Here is a 16,783-nt window from a genome sequence, read left to right as displayed (position 1 = left end):
GTTCCGACGATGTTCCGACGATATCGCCACCTCCGGCCAGCACAGCCACAAACCGGACATAGAGGGACATTTTGCAGCATAACTAGCAATAAGAGTTCAACATCGTCAATAAAGCGACAAGCAAGGAGTAAAAGCGCACGATAGCCGTTTATCGGGCAGGCTACCCGGAAATCATGACAACCAGGATGGACCATTCACGGACTATCCAAGCCGTTTTCCAAAGTATTTGGGAAATGTCGAAAAACGGGGCAACCATCCTTTCAAGGGGGAAACACAATGCCCAAGCTCAAGAGTGTCATCGCGGGTCTCGCCGTCAGCACGGCGCTGACCGGTGGAGCCGTCGCGCTCGGTGCTGCGACCACCACCACCGCGGCGAACGCCGGCGTCGTCCAGGTCGGCTGCGGCGGCGGCTGCGGCGGCGGCTGGGGCGGTTGCGGCGGCGGCTGGGGCCGTGGCGGGCGTAACCACAACCGCAACTGGAACCGGAACCACAACCGCCAGCACCAGCGCAACCACCAGAACCAGCGTCAGGCGCAGCGCCAGAACGTGATCAACAACATCAGGATCGACCGCGGCCGGGGCTTCGACGACGAGTTCTAATCACGGAGGGCGCAGGCGAGGCGACGTGTACCGACGCTCTACCGGAATCTCGGTTCTCCGGAACGCGAGGTTCGGCGGGCGGCCGACACGCCAGAGCAAGGTGGATCACGTGAGTTCCTCACTGTGAGGTGAACGTGATCCTCTGCCCACGATGATGCGAGGGCTCCCGCGAGGGAAGATCGCGGGAGCCCTCACCACAGCGAATCGCGAAAAGGCCATCCGGTCGGCAGCGCTGCCGACCGGATGGCCTTTTCGCGTTTCGCGCGTATTCGTTTGGCGCTCCAGACCCGCCGCACTTCAGGCGCAGTGGCCGCCGCCTACCATCCGAGCCTACGAGGCCGTCGCCACTCCCAAGGGAGCAATACCCATGAATCTCGACAATTGCGACATCAGCGACATCTCACTACATAAGAAGCACTAATCGCTCAACGTCTCCAATAAAGTGACAAGCAGAGGGTAAAAGCCGCCGATCGCCGTTTATCTCTCGACGTGGCAGGAAATCAAAACGGCGCGAAGATGATCCGCATAAGGGTCATCCGCATATTCTCCGAATTCGGAGAGCTGCAGAGTGTCGGGGCAAATCAATTCCTTCCAAGGGAGAACAACAATGCCCAAGTTCAAGAACCTCGTCGGGCTACTCGCCCTCAGCACCGCGCTGACCGGCGGAGCGGTCGCCCTGGGCGCCGCTGCCACCACCACCACGGCGAGCGCCGCGGTCGTCCAGACCGGCGGCTGCGGCGGCGGCTGCGGCGGCGGCTGGGGCGGCCAGGGCCGCAACCGCAACCGCAACTGGAACCGCAACCACAACCGCAACCACCAGAACCAGCGCGAGCACCAGCGCGAGCACCAGACGCAGCGCCAGCACGTGATCAACAACATCCGGGTGGACCGGAACGACGACTTCGACGACGACCTGCCCGAGATCCTGTCCAACACGAACGAGCTCTAAAGAGCCGGACGTCGTCGGCGTCGAGGAATGATCCCGCGTGCCCGCGTTCCACCGGGCCCCGTACGCCTCAAAGCAGGAGGCGAGGGCGGTCACGGGGAGCGCGGGCACGCTAGATGAGGGACATCCCGCTCCCGGAGGAGAGGCGGAGCCCTGCCTGTGGCAGGGCTCCGCTGGGGGCGGCGACGTCCGCGGCCCTCGCCGAGAACGCGGCCCATCCGGCCGGCATCCCGCCGGCCGGATTTTTGTTATCACACCAACTCGGACATATCGCACAAATACCCGCGAATCGAAATTTATCAACTCAACATTAGTAATAGAGCGACAAGCTGCAACTAAGAGCAGTCAATTACTGTTTGCCGCTAGATACGGGAGGAAATCACAGACCCGCAGGAGTGATCAACGAGGTCACCCCGCCGTCCGCCGCAGCGACTCTGGAAATATCCGAGAAAGTCGAAACGGGGGGCGAACGGATTCCTTTCGAAGGAGAAACGCAATGCCCAAGTTCAAGAGGCTCGCCGGGCTTCTCGCCGTCGGCGCCACTATGGCCGCCGGTGCGGTCGCGCTCGGCGCGGCGACCACCACCACGGCGAGCGCGTCCGTCATCCGGACCGGTGGCTGCGGCAACGGCGGCTGCGGCGGCAACGGCAGAGGCTGGAACCGCAACACGAACAACAAGCACCAGAGCCAGCACAACCAGCAGAACCAGCACCAGGAGCAGACCCAGTTCCTGATCAACGACGTCGTGGTCCCGGAGGACCGAAACCTCCCGCCGACCGCCACCACGACGTCCAGCAACAACGGCAGGGACATCCTTCGCGAATTCAGGGTCCTCGACTGAGCCCGGCCTCGGCACGTGGGCCGGACCGGGAAGCGGCCACTCGTCTTTCGGCCGGAGGCGCGATCCCACGCCCGGGACCCGTGGCGCCACACGTGGACGGGATGTCCGTTCCTCCTCCGAGAGGCGGACGCCGGTTTCTGGCGGCGGACGGCCGCTCTCGCGGTCGCGAGCCGTCACGACACCCAACTGAAAACGCACCGATCCGGCCGGCATCCCGCCGGCCGGATTTCTTTTTCACCCCGCCCATACGGGTTTCATCGACGGGGAACGCACGCGGATGACACGGAGTCGGATGCATCTCCGGACCTTCCGGCGGAAATCCACCCTGACCAAATCCGACATAAGGCACATCGGCCACAAATCACCTTCTATTGTCTCACTTCATTAATAGAGCGACAAGCAGAGACTAAGAGCGGCCAACCATCGTTTGCCGTCCGACATGGACGGAAACCAATGACAACGCAGAGGTGATCCACCACGGGTCATCCAGACATTCTCTTGAGAAGAACCTCGAGGATGTCGGAGTGTCGGCGCAAATCAATTCCTTTCAAGGGAGAAACGCAATGCCGAAGTTCAAGAACCTCATCGGGTTCCTCGCCCTCAGCACCGCGCTGACCGGCGGAGCCGTCGCGCTGGGCGCAGCGACCACCGCCACCACGGCGAGCGCCGCGGTCGTCCAGACCGGCGGCTGCGGCGGCGGCTGCGGCGGTAACTGGGGCGGCCAGGGCCGCAACCGCAACCGCAACTGGAACCGCAACCACAACCGCCTTCGCCAGCACCAGCGCGAGCACCAGCGCCAGCAGCAGCGCCAGCGTCAGCACGTGATCAACAACATCCGCATCCGCCAGCCGGAGCAGCGGCAGGAGCGCGAGCGCGAGCAGGGCCGCGACCTCCGCGACGTGCTGGCCGAGGACATCCTCGCCCAGCTCGTCCTGGCCCGCGGCGGCAACGGCGGCAACGGCGGCGCCATCGCCGGCAGCACCAACTCCAACGCCAACGGCGGCAACGGCGGCAACGGCAACGCCGCCGGCGCGGCCAACCAGCAGTAAATAAGCGCATTCACCGACCATGAGACCAGCGAGCGACAAGCGCCAGGCCGGTCTCACCTTCCGAAAACCGGCGGCATGTGCCGCCGTCGCGCCTGAAGGCCGTCTCAACGCTTTCCGCGTTTCATGGGAACGCGGTTCTTCCTGCTCGATGTTCACGGAGAGCACGGGCAGGCCGGAAGGGACCACGCCGGTCCCAGGCGTTGAGAACGGGATCCGGCGCGAAAAGCGAGAGTGTCCGTAAGCGAAGCGCCTCGCTTTCCTCGCCGAAAAACATCACCCTGTCCGGCCCGCGCCATGCGAGCCGGACAGGATTTCAATTTTCTGGCCCTTTCGGCCGCGGACCATGACGCGCCGCGATCCGCTGATACGTGCGCATCGCCCGTACGTGATAGAGGCGCCCGGGAATCACACCATCATCCGCGCGGCAACAATCCGCCCACGCGGCACTCCCAATAGGACGAAAAGTACCGCCTAAGAAGCGTATGACCTCGTTTGCCGTCCCAAATTCCGGAAATCAAGACGATACGGAAATGACCCGCCTAGGGGCGTTCGTAATATTCTTCAGAGAAGATCTCGAAGATGTCAGAGCGCCACGAGGAACCCATTCCTTTCAGGAGAAACGCAATGCCCAAGTTCAAGAACCTCGTCGGGCTTCTCGCCATCAGCACCGCGATGACCGGCGGAGCCGTCGCGCTGGCCGCGGCGACCACCACCACCGCCGCGAACGCCAGCGTCGTCCAGGCCGGCGGTTTCGCCAGCTGGGGCGGGGGCGGCTGGGGTCGCGGCAACCGGAACCGTAACTGGAACCGGAACCACAACCGCAACCGTCAGCACCAGCGCGACGACCAGCGCCAGCACCAGAGGCAGCGCCAGCACGTGATCAACAACATCCGCATCCGCCAGCCGGAGCAGCGGCAGGAGCGCGAGCGCGAGGAGCGCGGCCTGCGGGCCGAGGACATCCTCGCCCAGCTCGTCCTGGCCCGCGGCGGCAACGGCGGCAACGGCGGCGCCATCGCCGGCAGCACCAACTCCAACGCCAACGGCGGCGCCGGCGGCAACGGCAACGCCGCGGGCGCGGCCGACCAGCAGTAAATAAGCGCATTCTCCGACCGTGAGACCACCGAGCGACAAGCGCCAGGCCGGTCTCATCTTCTGAAAACCGGCGGCAGCAGGCCGCCGCGGCATCCGAAAGCCGTTTCCACGGTCTCCGCGTCCCACCCGGGACGCGGTTCTTCCTGGCCGCGTTCACGAGGAACGCGAGGAGGCCGGAAGGCCGAAAGGTCCCGGGGGTCAGACCGGCTACGGCGCCGACAGCGAGGGCGCGACTCAGCCCCTCGCCGAAAAACACCACCCTGTCCGGCCCGCTTCGTGCGGGCCGGGCAGGGTTTTTCGCGTTCACCTCTTCTGTTACCCCAAGAAGAGGGGACAAAAGCCGCACAAATGCCCGCACTGACGTATGCGACGGAATCCCCTCGTGAACGGCCCCGCGCCATCGAGGGAAACATGTCGCGATCGACGCGCCCAATGAAATGAAAAGAGCTGGCTAAGGCCGGAACGGTCGCGTTTGTCATCCCACTCATCTGGAAATCAAGACAATACGGAAATGCCACATCAAGGGCATCCGGGGCGTCTTCGGGGGATTTCGCGAAGATGTCAGAGCGTCAAGAGGAAACGATTCCTTTTCGGGGGAGAAACGCAATGCCCAAGTTCAAGAACCTCGTCGGGCTTCTCGCCATCAGCACCGCGATGACCGGCGGAGCCGTCGCGCTGGGCGCGGCGACCACCACCACCGCCGCGAACGCCGGCGTCGTCCAGGTCGGCTGCGGCGGCGGCGGCTGGGGCGGCGGCGGCTGGGGTCGCGGCAACCGCAACCGCAACCACAACCGCAACCACAACCGCAACCACCAGAACCAGCGCGAGCACCAGCGCGAAGAGCAGCGTCAGCGCCAGCACGTGATCAACAACATCCGCATCCGCCAGCCGGAGCAGCGGCGGGAGCGCGAGCGCGAGGAGCGCGGCCTGCGGGCCGAGGACATCCTCGCCCAGCTCGTTCTGGCCCGCGGCGGCAACGGCGGCAACGGCGGCAGCGTCACCAACAGCACCAACTCCAACGCCAACGGCGGCACCGGGGGCACCGGCAACGCCGCAGGCACCGCCAACCAGCAGTAAGTAGGCGCATCCACCAAACCGTGAGACCGCGAGCTATCGACGGATGATCGTCCCGCCCCGTTCACCTGTCGTCCGCATCGGAGGATGAATCCACGACACCGGCGCGGACAAGCGGGCCGGGTAAGGGGTGACAACCACCGGGACGCCCGAGGGCTCACCATTCCGGAAACACCGAGGCCCGTCCGGCCGGCGCCACGCCGATCGGACGGGCCTTTCCCCATCTACGGCGACACGGAACCGCGCCGGATTTCACTCGGCGCCGCGTTCATCGCGAAATTCCACCGGGCCGGAGAGATATCCCACATGTGCCCCGATCGACCGCACGACTCACCGGCGACCTTCCCCTCGCTACGCAGCAAATCCCTCATTGCGGACGTCGTCAACGAAACGGCAAGCACACCATAAAAGACCAATTCCATCGTTTACCACCTGGCCGGTCAGGCAATCAAGACATCACAGAGATGATCCACAAAGGACGATCTCTCGGGCATTGTCTGCGGCAATCCAGAGAATGCCCAAATGTGGAGGAAAATCAATTCCTTTCAAAGGAGAAGCGCAATGTCCATGCTGAAGAGCGCCATCGCGGGGCTGGTGATCAGCACCGCAATGACCGGCGGAGCCGTGGCCCTCGGCGCCACGACCACCGCGACCACGGCGAGCGCCGCCGTCGTCCAGACCGGCGGCTGCGGCTGCGGTAACTGGGGCGGCGCAGGTCGCAACCACAACCGCAACTGGAACCGCAACCACAACCGCAACCGCCAGCACCAGCGCGGGCACCAGCGGCAGCACCAGCGGCAGCGCCAGCACGTGATCAACAACATCACGATCCGTCTGCCCAGGGATGTTCGCGAAGAGCGCGCTGAGCCGACCGACGCGACCACCGCGGCGCCCCTCACGCCTGTCGCCGCCGGCTGAGCCGACCTCCGTCGGCCACCTCACCGTGATACCCGCTCATCCTGGACGGGAGGCACGCGGAGAGGCGCCACCACACGGACGAGGAACACGTCTGCTTCCTCGCCCACACGATGAGATTCATCATCCAGCGCAGAAAGGCGGACGCCACGGGTGAGATCCCGCGGGTCCTCGCCTTCCAACCCACTACGGCCATCCGGCCCGGTTGATCCGGCCGGATGGCCATCTCTCTTCCCGTCCGGACGTCACGCAGTTCGTTTTCCAGACGCGAACCCGTACCAGCCGGGGATCACGCGGCCCAGGGTCACGCCGCGCTGGATCACACGGCCCAGGGTCACACGGCCCCAGGCTCACGCGGAGCGGGATCACGCGGAGCGGCGTGCCCCGCGCTTGCGAGGCGCCTTCTCCTCTTCCTCGGCACTGGTGTCCGCCTTCTTCGCAGCCTTCCCAGCGCCCTTCCCTGCGGCCTTCCCGCCGTCCGCCCTCCTGGCCGGCGCGCGTCCCTCGCGTTCCTTCTTGGCGGCCTCGACGCTGGCGCGGAGCGCGGCCATCAGGTCGACGGCGGGCGCCTCCTCGGCGGGAGCCTCGGGGGCCACCACCTCCTTGCCGGCGATCTTCGCCTCGATGGTCGCCTGGAGCGCCTCGCGGTAGGTGTCCTTGTACTCCCCGGGATCGAAGTCCGCGACCATCGTCTCGATCAGGGACTCGGCCATCTTGAGCTCCTGCGGGCGGACGTCGATGTCCTCGTCGAGGAACGGGAACTCCGCCGTGCGCACCTCGTCCGGCCACAACATCGTCTCCAGCACGAACACGCCGTCACGGACGCGGAGCGTCGCCAGGGACTCGCGCTGACGCAACGCCACCTTCACGACCGCCACCTGGCCCGAGCGCTCCAGCGCGTCCCTCAGCAGCACGTACGGCTTCGCCCCCTGCGCCTCCGGCTCCAGGTAGTACGACTTGGCGAAGTAGATGGGGTCGATCTGCTCGGCGGGGCTGAACTGCAGTACGTCGATCCGGCGGGACGTGGTCAGCGGCAGGTCGGCGAAGTCCTCGTCGGTCAGCACCACCATGTCGCCGCTCGGCAGTTCGAAGCCCTTGGCGATGTCGGAGTAGGACACCTCTTGGCCGTCGGCCGTGCACACCCGCTTGTACTTGATGCGCCCGCCGTCCTCCCGGTGCACCTGGTGGAAGGCGACATCCTTCTGCTCCGTCGCGGAGTAGAGCTTCACGGGAATGGTGACCAGCCCGAACGATATGGCGCCCTTCCAGATGCTGCGCATAGCCACATTCTCGTCTCTTTGTTCGAACTACACCATCTCGGGATTCAAAGGACTTACCTGTTGGGCAGGTACCCACTATGGCGGTGCCCTATCGGCCGCCTCGGAGGTGCGCTTGTGACCAGGAAGGTACGGGTCCAGGTCGAGGGCAGGGAGCTGGTGCTGACCAACCTCGGCAAGACGCTCTACCCCGACGCCGGGTTCACCAAGGCCGAGGTCATCGACTACTACACCCGGATCGCCCCGGCCCTGCTCCCCCACCTGCGCGGCCGCCCGCTGACCGTCAAGCGCTACCCCGACGGCGTCGACGGCCAGTTCTTCTTCGAGAAGAACGTGCCCGGCCACACCCCCGACTGGGTCCGTACGGCCACCCTGCCCGCCCCCGGCAGCTCGAAGGGGCGAGAGAAGATCGAATTCGCGATCGTGGACGACCTGGCGACGCTCGTCTACTACGCCAACCTCGCCGCGTTGGAACTTCACGTCCCCATGTGGCGCGTCTCCGAGGAGGGAGACCCGCTGCCACCGGACACCCTGGTCTTCGACCTCGATCCCGGCGCCCCCGCGACGATCGTGGAGTGTTGCGAGGTGGCCCTCCTGCTCCGCGAGGTGCTCAAGGAGGACGGCCGCGAGGGATCACCTAAGACCAGCGGCAGCAAGGGCATGCAGCTCTACGTGCCGTGGAACGGCGACGAGGACACGAACGCGTACGCCCGCGAACTCGCTCGGCGGCTGGAGCGCGAGCACACGTTCGTCACCAGCGTGATGGCCAGGCGGGAACGGCCGGGGAAGGTGTTCATCGACTGGAGCCAGAACAACCCGGCGAAGACCACCGTCGCCCCCTACTCCCTGCGGGCCGGCAGCGTCCCGACCGTGTCGACCCCGCTTTCGTGGGCAGAGGTGGATGCCTGTACGGACCCGGGACAGCTCGTTTACACGGCACGAGACGTGCTGGACCGGGTCGAGCGGCATGGAGACCTGTTCCGGGCCTCCACCACTTAGCCGGTACGGCCCGTGGCCGTAGTGTTGGACCTGTCGCGGCGTCGACGGGGCCGGGAACGGAGGACGGCAGATGTCCGAGATGGACTCCCTCGGAGAGACACCTGAGGAGACCTTGTCCGAGGAGATCCCGCCTGAGGAGATCTCGAGCGAGACGCCGGAAGAGGACGCGGTCGAGGATCTCCAGCGGCTGAAGTCCGCGGAAGAACCCCGCTGGCCCGAGCAGGTGCCGATCGAGGCCGACGCCGCCGACGCCACCGATCAGGAACGCGTCGTCGAGCAGTACGGCGAAGAGGACTACCGCTGACCTGGTTACCCACACGTAGGATGGGCGAGTTCCCGCAACAAGGAGACGAGAGTGCCGTGACCGCTACCCCGGACGCCAAGCCCCGGGGCACCCGCCTGCCCCGTATGGCCCGCCGCCGTCAGCTCCTGAGCGCGGCGCAGGAAGTGTTCGTGGAGAACGGCTACCACGCGGCGGCCATGGACGAGATCGCCGAGCGGGCCGGTGTCAGCAAGCCGGTGCTCTACCAGCACTTCCCCGGCAAGCTCGAGCTCTACCTCGCCCTGCTCGATCTTCACGTCGACGACATGGTGACGAGGTGCCACGAGGCCCTCGCGTCCACCAGCGACAACAAGCAGCGGGTCCAGGCGGCGATCGGGGCGTTCTTCGACTTCGTGTCCAGCCAGGGTGAGGCGTTCCGGCTGGTCTTCGAGTCCGATCTGCGCAACGTCGCCCCGGTACGCCAGCGGATGGAGCGGTCCCTGCGGGAGAGCGCCGACGCGATCAGCCAGGTCATCCAGGAGGACACCGGCTGCTCCAGCGACGAGGCGCACCTGCTCGGGGTCGGCCTGGTCGGCATGGCCGAGGTCAGCGCGCGCTACTGGCTCAGCAGCCACGGTTCCATCCCCAAGGAGGCCGCCACCCAGCTGATGGCCCGCCTCGCCTGGCGCGGCATCAGCGGCTTCCCCCGGACCGGCTGAACGCGCGGGATTTCCTGTTCGCTTGACGCGATCAGAGGGCTCACCGCGCCGGAGGACGGCGACGATGGGGGTGAGGCGCTGCGTGACGCAGCCCTCTGGAAAGGGGAGCCCGATGGAAGTCAAGATCGCTGTTCGGTCGGTGCACCGCGAGCTCGTCGTGGAGACCGACATGTCGGCCGAGCAGATCGAGGAGGAGCTCCGCCAGGCTCTCGCCGCGGACAAGGGCGTCTTCTCGCTCACCGATACGAACGGGCGCCGAGTGGTCGTGCCCGTGTCCGCCCTCGGTTTCGTCGAGGTCGGCGAGGACGAGCAGCGCACGATCGGCTTCGGCGGGACACTCTAGGCCGGCCCTCCGAGTCGCGTCCCCCGTCGCGGCGCGGCGGGGGACGGTGGTCTCCTGCGCCGCTCCGGATCAGCGCGGCCCGTACGCGCACCCGGGAGGACGGCGGACCACGGCCATGCGGTGCGCCTCGTCACGCCTGCGGCTGATGGTGGGACAGCCCGCGCTGCCCCTGCGCAACACAGCGCGTGTCGTCCAGCGGTTCGGCCCACATCTCGTCAAGGAACTGCCGTAGCGGCGCGAGGCGCTCATGCCTCGCACGCTACAACCGTTGGCGTCCTCACGCCGCTCGATCAGCGGACCGGCTGCCCTATCGGTACCGGCCCCGGCGGCTCCGGGATCGATGGCCAGAGGTCCGGTCCCACACGCTCGACGCGCCCAGTGATCACGGCCCCGGCGCTCACGGGCCCGGCGCTCACGGGCCCGGCGTGAGTCCCAGGGCGGACATCCGCTTCCCGTGCGCCTCCGTCAGGCGGGCGAAGAGCCGCCCGATCTCGGCCAGGTCCTCGCTTCCCGGCTCCACCAGCAGGACCGCCAGGTCGGGGCGGGCCGCCGCGAGCCGCTGCCCCTGGCTGAGCGCCTCGCCGACCATCCGGCGGGCCCACAACGCCAACCGGCCGCTCAGCCGCGGATCCTGCTCGATGGCCGCACGCACCCGATCCACGGTGAACGCGGACCGCACCTCGTCGGCCAGTACCTCCTCCACCAGCTCGGTGACGGAGGGGTCGGCGTGCCGGGCGGCCTCGCGGTAGAAGTCACCGGCGATCCCCGTGCCGACGTACGCCTTGACCAGGGCCTCGTACCAGTCGCTCGGCTTCGTCTGCTCGTGCCAGGCGTCGATGGCGTCGACGAACGGCGCCATGGCCTCCTCCGAGTCGACGCCGAGCGAGGCGAGCCGGTCGCGCAGCAGCCGGAAGTGCCCGTACTCGGCCGCGGCCACGTCACCGAGTGCGGCACGGTCGGTCAACGAAGGCGCGAGCAGCGCCGCGTCCTCGGCCAGCCGGAGGAACGCGGTGAGCTCCGCGTACGCGAGCACGCCGAGCAGGTCCACGACACCTGGAGGGGTTTCGTTCATGGGTGCAGCGTACGCGGGTCGTACGCGGGCCGGTTTCGCCCCACCCGACGCGCGCCCGGAGGAAACGATCACGCGAAAACACTTGACCGAACATCGGGAACACGGAGAAAACGGTTCCATGTTGTGGTATCGAGTAGACTGGTTCGCGAAAGTGCGACCGCACTGTATTGATCTGGGCCGTCCGGCTCCAGACCCCCAGTAACTGGATGCCGCGGTCGCTGATGACGCCGAGGGCGCCACATCCGTGAGAACACGGCCTGGGAGAGTTCCGGCCGATCTGGTTCCGGTGGGCCGCCTTCGCCAACGACTGAGGCAGGTCACACTGACGACGTTCCGAGCCCTGGGAGTCATCCCAGAGATCGCCGATGCGCTCGAGACCGAGGGCATCACTTCACCGTTCCCGATCCAAGAAATGGCGCTCCCGCTGGCACTCGCCGGGCAGGACGTCATCGGCCAGGCACGCACCGGCACCGGCAAGACCTACGCGTTCGGCGTCGCGATGCTGCAGCTCGTGGGCAAGCCGCGGAAGAACCGCAAGAAGCCGCGCGGCCTGGTCCTGGTCCCCACCCGAGAGCTCGCCCTGCAAGTCACGGAAGACCTCGTCCTCGCCGCGGGCAAGCTCGGCTCCCGAATCCTCACCGTGTACGGCGGCCGCGCCTACGAGCCGCAGATCGAGGCCCTCAAGAGCGGCGTCGACGTCATCGTGGGCACCCCCGGCCGGCTCCTCGACCTGGTCAAGCAGAAGCACCTCGACCTCGGCCAGATCACCATGCTCGTCATGGACGAGGCCGACCGCATGCTCGACCTGGGCTTCCTTCCCGACATCGAGCGCATCATCAAGCTGGTCCCGGAGAAGCGGCAGACCATGCTGTTCTCCGCCACGATGCCGGGCGAGATCGTCGCACTGTCGCGGCGCTATCTGAACCGCCCGATCCACGTCCGCGCGGAGAACAACGACGCCGAGGCCGAGGCGACCCCGCAGACCACGCAGTTCGTGTACCGCACGCACCGCATGGACAAGATCGAGATCGTGGCCCGGCTGCTGCAGAGCACCACGAGCGGCCTGACCATGATCTTCTGCGAGACCAAGCGCGCCTGCGACATGGTGGCGGAGCAGCTCGACGACAAGGGCTTCGCCGTCGCGGCCGTGCACGGAGACCTCGGTCAGGGCCAGCGCGAGCAGGCCCTGCGCGCGTTCCGCAACGGAAAGATCAACGTCCTCGTCGCCACCGACGTGGCGGCCCGCGGCATCGACATCGACGACGTCACCCACGTGGTCAACTACGACTGTCCGCAGGACGAGAAGACCTACGTCCACCGCATCGGCCGGACCGGCCGCGCCGGGCGCACCGGCGTCGCCGTGACGTTCGTCGAGTGGACCGAGCTCACCCGCTGGAAGGTCATCAACAACGCGCTCAGCCTCGACTTCGCCGAGCCGGTCGAGACCTACTCCAGCTCGCCGCACGTCTACACGGACCTGGGCATCCCCGAGGGCACCAAGGGCGTGCTGCCGCACGCCAGGAGGTCCCGCGCCGGTCTGGCCGCCGAGGAGATCGAGGATCTCGGCGAGACCGGGCGTACTCGCTCTCGCGGTCGCGGCGACCGGCCCGGACGGGAGGAGCGCCGTGAGCGCCCCGCCCGTACGCCGAGGGAGCGCCGCCGCACCCGCGGTGGCCGCAGCGCCGAGGCCGAGGCGGCGGTCGAGGCACGCGAGCCACAAGGGGCTCTCGATGTCGAGCAGACCCGCGAGGTCGATCAGGTCCGCGAGGCCGAGCAGGTCCGCGAGGCCGAGCAGGTCCGCGAGGTCGACCAGGTCCGCAAGACCCGGAAGACCCGGAAGACGGCGGTCCCCGCCGCCGTCGAGGAGATCCGGCCCGTGCCCACGCCGCACGCCGAGCCCGAGCGCGACCTCGTGCCCGAGCGCGACCTCGTGCCCGAGCCGCTGGCCGTACTCGAGCCCGAACCGCTGCCCCAGCCGAAGCCGCAGCCGGAGCGGATCATCCCGCCGAGCCCGTTCGTCGTGGTGTTCCGATCTCCCGACCTCGCGACGGAGGACGACATTCCCGCGCCCTCCGCGGCGACGGAGCGCGCGGCCCAGCGTCGCCGCCCAGCGCGGTCACGGCGAGGCGGATAGCCACGGGAGACAGACCGGTCCCCGGCCCGCCGGCCGGGGACGGGAGACCGCCATCCGGCAGTGGGTAAACCCTCTGTAGGAGGCATGGAGTTATGGGTCACAACCGGCAAAGTGCTGTTGGCGGTGTCGCCAACAGCATCGCTGGGTATCGTGGTGCCACGTGAGTACGCCGCGATTCCTGACGCTGCCCCCGGGTGTCACCACCCAGCAGATCGAGACGCCGGCGGGCACGTTCGCGGTCCTCTCGGCGGAGCCCGTCAGCGGTGTCCCCGAACGCTGGCCCGCCCTCCTCGTCCCGGGATTCACCGGCAGCAAGGAGGACTTCATCTCGGTCCTCCAGACTCTCGCCCAGGCCGGCCGCAGGGTCGTCGCGGTCGACATCCGCGGCCAGTACGAGACACCCGGGCCCGACGATCCCTCGGCGTACACCTGCGCGGCCCTGGGCGCCGACATCGACCTGGTCGCCCACGCCGTCGGCGGGGGCGAGCCCGTGCACCTGCTCGGACACTCCTTCGGCGGGCTGATCACCCGTGAGGCCGCCCTGGACGGCACCGCCAAGATCGCGTCATACACGCTGATGAGCTCGGGTCCCGCGGGGATCATCGGACCCCGCGAGAAGACGGGCCGGATCATGCTCACCGAGCTGCCGGAGTACGGCGTCGAGTACCTCTGGGCCAACCGGCTGGAGCCGGAGGCGCTCAGGGCGGGGGTTCCCGACGAGATCGTGTCCTTCCTGCGCAAGCGGCTGCTCGCCCACTCCCCCGCCGGGCTGCTCGCCATGGCGAGGGAGGTGCTCGACGCCCCCGACCGCGTGGACGAACTCGCCGAGAGCGGCCTCGCCATCCTCGTCCTGTACGGCGAGCACGACGACGGCTGGCCGCCCCTCCTGCAGGCCGAGATGGCCGACCGGCTCGACGCCGAATGCGTGGTCGTGCCCGGCGCCGCCCACTCCCCGGCCGTCGAGGCTCCCGAGACGACGGCCGCGGCGCTCACCCGGTTCTGGAACGCCGCGGAGAGCGAGATCCTGCACCACTCCTGACGGGCCCCGGGAGGGGCCCAGCAGGGCGTTCACCGGCCGGGGAGCACCCGACACGCCCCAGCAGGCCGTGCGCAGCAGGCCGTGCGCAGCAGGCCGTGACCTGCCAGGCACGACCTACCTTGTCAGGCGCCACCTAGTGGAGGCCGTCCCAGGGATTGCGCTCCTGTCCTGCCTGCAGGCCCTGCGGGCAGTGCCGCCGGAAGTCACACCACGAGCAGATCGGGCCGGGACTGGGCGGGAACAGCGCGTCGACCTCCGGCGGCACCGGGTCCGTGCTCGCCGTACGGGATCCGGAGGCGCCGGACCACGCGCGGTAGGCCTCGTCGGCCTCGGACGCCTCCAGCGCGATCTCCTCGGCCCGGCGCAGATGCCGATCGAGCGACTCGTCGGTGTGCTCCCACTCGGCCACCGAACCCGTCGGCAGGTGGTGCAGCTCCACCTTGCGGCAGGTGCGGTGCATCACGCGCGACGACGCGATCGCGTACAGTGCCAGGGCCAGCGAGGAGCGCGCGTCGTCGCTGTCGAGCGCCCGGCGACCGGTCTTGTAGTCGACCACGACGAGCTCGTCGCCGCGCCGGTCGAGCCGGTCGATCCGCCCGGAGACCGCGATGACGGCGGTCCGGGTGGCCACCGTGCGCTCGACGCCGACCGGCTCGTCCGCTGGATCCAGTGCCGCGACATATCCGGACACCATCTCGCGGGCACGATCACGCCACGTCGTGGACTGCTCCTGGTCGCGGAACCCCTCGGTGATCCACCCGCTGGTGAGGAGGGTCGCCGCCGTCATCGGCGTGCGCCGCTCGTACGGCTGCCGCCACCATCCGGCCAGCGCGTTGTGGACCGAGGCCCCCACGCTGTTGTGCGCCCAGGGAGGCCCCTTCTGCGGCGCCGGCCGGTCCAGGTAGGTGAAGCGGTAGCGGCGGCGGCAGTCGAGCCACGAGTTCAGCCGTGAGGGCGTGCACGCGTACAGCCGGCGCGGCATGCCCTCGAATCCCAGCTGTTCCATGGGAGCGGCTACTCGTCGTCCAGCTTCAGCGTGATGCCGGAGGCGCCGGTGCCGTCCACGAGGGGCGACTCCCGGTGCTGCTCGTCGCCTCCCGTGAGTGAGCCGGACAGCCAGCCGTCGAACTGGGGCTCCAGATCGCCGATCGTGGACTCCTCGCCGTGGGCGGGCAGCACGCGGGTGCCGTGCGGCAGCGTGAAGAGCCGCTCGCCGATGGCGGTGAGCTGGTCGGCCAGCGCGGGGTACTCCCCGCCGAGCCTGCCCGGACCGTCGGCCTGGAGGGACTTGCCGGTGAAGACCGCGCCGAGCGCCTCGCAGTAGAGCGAGACGCCGCCCTGGGTGATGCCGGGCGTGGTGAGCACCTCGAGCTCGACGTCGGCGACGGCGAACAGGCCCTCGTCCTCCATCTCGATGTCGGGCCAGGTCTCCTCCCAGGTCTGGCGCCACAGGCGCTTGTCCTTGGGATGCAGGGCGATGACGGCCTCGTCCCTGGCGGCCACCTCGATCGCGGCGCCGACGTGGTCGGGCAGCCCGTGCGTGCAGATGACGGCGAGGACCTCGCGCTCGCCCACCTTTTCGAGGATCTTGTCGGCGTCCCGCGCCGGGTCGACGACGATGACCTCCTCATCGTCACCCACGATCCACGTGTTGTTCTCAACCTTGTGCTCGGCGTCGTCGATCTCGACCACGCCGGAGGTCACCACTCGTTCGATACGCGCTGTCACGTCTCAGAACCCTACTAGCTCATGCCTCTCGTGGCTCGTCGTCGAGGCGAGGGGAGAAGGCACCGTACGGGAGGTCGAGTTCCTGGTCGTTGTCACGCAGGTCGCGCAGGGAGAGCTGGGCGAGCGGGATGAAACACCCTACTTCGGCCGGCCAGGCGATCATCCACAACCAGTTGCCGAGGGCTTCCCCCACGTACACGGCGCGGTCGGGCGGTACCCCCTTGAGGAGGCACCACAGCGCGCCGGGATGCCCGCGTACCTCGATCTTCGCGTGTGGCGGGCCGGCGTCGAACTCACCTCCCGGGTCGGGCCCGTCAAGCCCGGCATAGGCCGCGCCGAGGCCCACACCGGGCTCCTCGGCGACGATCAGCAGGTCGGCGGGGCCGTGCGTGACCGAAGGGCCGGAGAGGGCGACCACGCTGGCCCGGCCGCCGGTGCGGTCGTCTCCCACCTCGGCGAACCCGGTGACGAGCCAGCCCGTGGGCAGCGGCCACGGCAACCACACGGGGACCAGTGACGCCTGCCTGAGCGCGTCGAGCGCGGCCCGTGAGGGCCGATGGGGCGGCTGGAGCGGGAGCACGTCGCCGTGCAAGTCGCAGCGCCAGGAGCTGTTCCAGACGCTCGGCTCATGCAGCGGCCCGAAGCACCGCGGACAGGAAGGCGCGGCTCTCACAACTACCCACGGTGCTTCCG

Annotated in this window: 18 protein-coding genes; 13 read left to right on the top strand and 5 right to left on the bottom strand. The window is 68.1% G+C overall.

The genetic code is table 11. The features are described from left to right. Nucleotides 1-276 precede the first annotated feature (276 nt). The 7 genes from AB0I59_RS10950 (at nucleotide 277) to AB0I59_RS10920 (ending at nucleotide 6,520) form a co-directional block, all read left to right on the top strand. Nucleotides 277-600 carry a hypothetical protein gene (locus tag AB0I59_RS10950; protein WP_061259287.1) on the top strand — a complete coding sequence of 108 codons (324 nt, stop codon included), beginning with the start codon at nucleotides 277-279 and terminating at the stop codon, nucleotides 598-600. Nucleotides 601-1,207: 607 nt separating this feature from the next. Next, nucleotides 1,208-1,549, top strand: coding sequence for a hypothetical protein (locus tag AB0I59_RS10945; RefSeq protein WP_061259290.1), 342 nt, complete (start codon nucleotides 1,208-1,210; stop codon nucleotides 1,547-1,549). Nucleotides 1,550-2,042: 493 nt separating this feature from the next. Beyond that, entirely contained in the window at nucleotides 2,043-2,387 is a 345-nt protein-coding gene (locus tag AB0I59_RS10940; RefSeq protein WP_358131993.1) for a hypothetical protein, read from the top strand. A 563-nt stretch (nucleotides 2,388-2,950) separates the two neighbouring features. Next, nucleotides 2,951-3,436, top strand: a complete 486-nt coding sequence (locus AB0I59_RS10935; RefSeq protein ID WP_061259293.1) for a hypothetical protein — start codon at nucleotides 2,951-2,953, stop codon at nucleotides 3,434-3,436. Nucleotides 3,437-4,060: 624 nt separating this feature from the next. Beyond that, entirely contained in the window at nucleotides 4,061-4,528 is a 468-nt protein-coding gene (locus AB0I59_RS10930) for a hypothetical protein (protein WP_061259295.1), read from the top strand. A 606-nt stretch (nucleotides 4,529-5,134) separates the two neighbouring features. After that, nucleotides 5,135-5,605 (top strand): hypothetical protein, encoded by a 471-nt coding sequence (locus tag AB0I59_RS10925; protein ID WP_061259296.1) that lies wholly within the window; start codon nucleotides 5,135-5,137, stop codon nucleotides 5,603-5,605. Between the two features lie 558 nt (nucleotides 5,606-6,163). Then, entirely contained in the window at nucleotides 6,164-6,520 is a 357-nt protein-coding gene (locus AB0I59_RS10920) for a hypothetical protein (protein ID WP_061259297.1), read from the top strand. 362 nt (nucleotides 6,521-6,882) lie between these two features. Here AB0I59_RS10920 and ku read toward each other — a convergent pair whose 3' ends face one another. Then, nucleotides 6,883-7,797 carry a non-homologous end joining protein Ku gene (gene ku / locus AB0I59_RS10915; RefSeq protein ID WP_061259301.1) on the bottom strand — a complete coding sequence of 305 codons (915 nt, stop codon included), beginning with the start codon at nucleotides 7,795-7,797 and terminating at the stop codon, nucleotides 6,883-6,885. A gap of 114 nt (nucleotides 7,798-7,911) precedes the next feature. Here ku and ligD point away from each other — a divergent pair, with 114 nt between their 5' ends. From ligD to AB0I59_RS10895, 4 genes are all read left to right on the top strand, one after another. Beyond that, on the top strand, nucleotides 7,912-8,793 hold the full coding sequence (gene ligD, locus AB0I59_RS10910) for a non-homologous end-joining DNA ligase (RefSeq protein ID WP_061259303.1): 882 nt from the start codon (nucleotides 7,912-7,914) through the stop codon (nucleotides 8,791-8,793). Nucleotides 8,794-8,863: 70 nt separating this feature from the next. Beyond that, a complete protein-coding gene (locus tag AB0I59_RS10905) occupies nucleotides 8,864-9,097 on the top strand; it encodes a hypothetical protein (protein ID WP_061259305.1) in 234 nt (77 codons plus the stop codon). Between the two features lie 56 nt (nucleotides 9,098-9,153). Further along, on the top strand, nucleotides 9,154-9,774 hold the full coding sequence (locus AB0I59_RS10900) for a TetR/AcrR family transcriptional regulator (RefSeq protein ID WP_082777370.1): 621 nt from the start codon (nucleotides 9,154-9,156) through the stop codon (nucleotides 9,772-9,774). A 112-nt stretch (nucleotides 9,775-9,886) separates the two neighbouring features. Further along, nucleotides 9,887-10,117 (top strand): DUF3107 domain-containing protein, encoded by a 231-nt coding sequence (locus tag AB0I59_RS10895; RefSeq protein WP_061259310.1) that lies wholly within the window; start codon nucleotides 9,887-9,889, stop codon nucleotides 10,115-10,117. Nucleotides 10,118-10,529: 412 nt separating this feature from the next. Here AB0I59_RS10895 and AB0I59_RS10890 read toward each other — a convergent pair whose 3' ends face one another. Then, complete coding sequence (locus AB0I59_RS10890; protein ID WP_061259311.1) at nucleotides 10,530-11,189, bottom strand: ferritin-like fold-containing protein; 660 nt, start codon at nucleotides 11,187-11,189, stop codon at nucleotides 10,530-10,532. A gap of 412 nt (nucleotides 11,190-11,601) precedes the next feature. Here AB0I59_RS10890 and AB0I59_RS10885 point away from each other — a divergent pair, with 412 nt between their 5' ends. After that, the gene (locus AB0I59_RS10885) at nucleotides 11,602-13,323 is read left to right on the top strand and encodes a DEAD/DEAH box helicase (protein ID WP_358131988.1); all 1,722 of its coding nucleotides are present in this window, start codon (nucleotides 11,602-11,604) and stop codon (nucleotides 13,321-13,323) included. Between the two features lie 160 nt (nucleotides 13,324-13,483). Further along, nucleotides 13,484-14,362 carry an alpha/beta fold hydrolase gene (locus tag AB0I59_RS10880; protein ID WP_358131986.1) on the top strand — a complete coding sequence of 293 codons (879 nt, stop codon included), beginning with the start codon at nucleotides 13,484-13,486 and terminating at the stop codon, nucleotides 14,360-14,362. A 133-nt stretch (nucleotides 14,363-14,495) separates the two neighbouring features. Here the strand turns inward: AB0I59_RS10880 and AB0I59_RS10875 are convergent, their stop codons facing one another. The 3 genes from AB0I59_RS10875 to AB0I59_RS10865 are packed head-to-tail and all read right to left on the bottom strand — an operon-like array spanning nucleotide 14,496 to nucleotide 16,763. Then, a complete protein-coding gene (locus AB0I59_RS10875; RefSeq protein WP_358131984.1) occupies nucleotides 14,496-15,368 on the bottom strand; it encodes a RecB family exonuclease in 873 nt (290 codons plus the stop codon). Nucleotides 15,369-15,376: 8 nt separating this feature from the next. Further along, nucleotides 15,377-16,090, bottom strand: a complete 714-nt coding sequence (locus tag AB0I59_RS10870; RefSeq protein WP_061259317.1) for an MBL fold metallo-hydrolase — start codon at nucleotides 16,088-16,090, stop codon at nucleotides 15,377-15,379. A 19-nt stretch (nucleotides 16,091-16,109) separates the two neighbouring features. Next, the gene (locus AB0I59_RS10865) at nucleotides 16,110-16,763 is read right to left on the bottom strand and encodes a DUF6758 family protein (protein ID WP_061259319.1); all 654 of its coding nucleotides are present in this window, start codon (nucleotides 16,761-16,763) and stop codon (nucleotides 16,110-16,112) included. Between the last annotated feature and the right edge of the window lie 20 nt (nucleotides 16,764-16,783).

Source organism: Microtetraspora glauca, assembly GCF_040656155.1.
Taxonomy (GTDB): domain Bacteria; phylum Actinomycetota; class Actinomycetes; order Streptosporangiales; family Streptosporangiaceae; genus Microtetraspora; species Microtetraspora glauca.
This window is presented reverse-complemented; position numbering and strand designations above follow the sequence as displayed.

Excerpts from the sequence above, each read along its gene's own strand:
- AB0I59_RS10895 (WP_061259310.1), top strand. The coding sequence starts at position 9,887 with ATGGAAGTCAAGATCGCTGTTCGGTCGGTGCACCGCGAGCTCGTCGTG.
- AB0I59_RS10935 (WP_061259293.1), top strand. The coding sequence starts at position 2,951 with ATGCCGAAGTTCAAGAACCTCATCGGGTTCCTCGCCCTCAGCACCGCG.
- AB0I59_RS10905 (WP_061259305.1), top strand. The coding sequence starts at position 8,864 with ATGTCCGAGATGGACTCCCTCGGAGAGACACCTGAGGAGACCTTGTCC.
- AB0I59_RS10945 (WP_061259290.1), top strand. The coding sequence starts at position 1,208 with ATGCCCAAGTTCAAGAACCTCGTCGGGCTACTCGCCCTCAGCACCGCG.
- ku (WP_061259301.1), bottom strand. The coding sequence starts at position 7,797 with ATGCGCAGCATCTGGAAGGGCGCCATATCGTTCGGGCTGGTCACCATT.
- AB0I59_RS10890 (WP_061259311.1), bottom strand. The coding sequence starts at position 11,189 with ATGAACGAAACCCCTCCAGGTGTCGTGGACCTGCTCGGCGTGCTCGCG.
- AB0I59_RS10885 (WP_358131988.1), top strand. The coding sequence starts at position 11,602 with ATGGCGCTCCCGCTGGCACTCGCCGGGCAGGACGTCATCGGCCAGGCA.
- AB0I59_RS10925 (WP_061259296.1), top strand. The coding sequence starts at position 5,135 with ATGCCCAAGTTCAAGAACCTCGTCGGGCTTCTCGCCATCAGCACCGCG.
- AB0I59_RS10940 (WP_358131993.1), top strand. The coding sequence starts at position 2,043 with ATGCCCAAGTTCAAGAGGCTCGCCGGGCTTCTCGCCGTCGGCGCCACT.
- AB0I59_RS10930 (WP_061259295.1), top strand. The coding sequence starts at position 4,061 with ATGCCCAAGTTCAAGAACCTCGTCGGGCTTCTCGCCATCAGCACCGCG.
- AB0I59_RS10950 (WP_061259287.1), top strand. The coding sequence starts at position 277 with ATGCCCAAGCTCAAGAGTGTCATCGCGGGTCTCGCCGTCAGCACGGCG.
- AB0I59_RS10875 (WP_358131984.1), bottom strand. The coding sequence starts at position 15,368 with ATGGAACAGCTGGGATTCGAGGGCATGCCGCGCCGGCTGTACGCGTGC.
- AB0I59_RS10920 (WP_061259297.1), top strand. The coding sequence starts at position 6,164 with ATGTCCATGCTGAAGAGCGCCATCGCGGGGCTGGTGATCAGCACCGCA.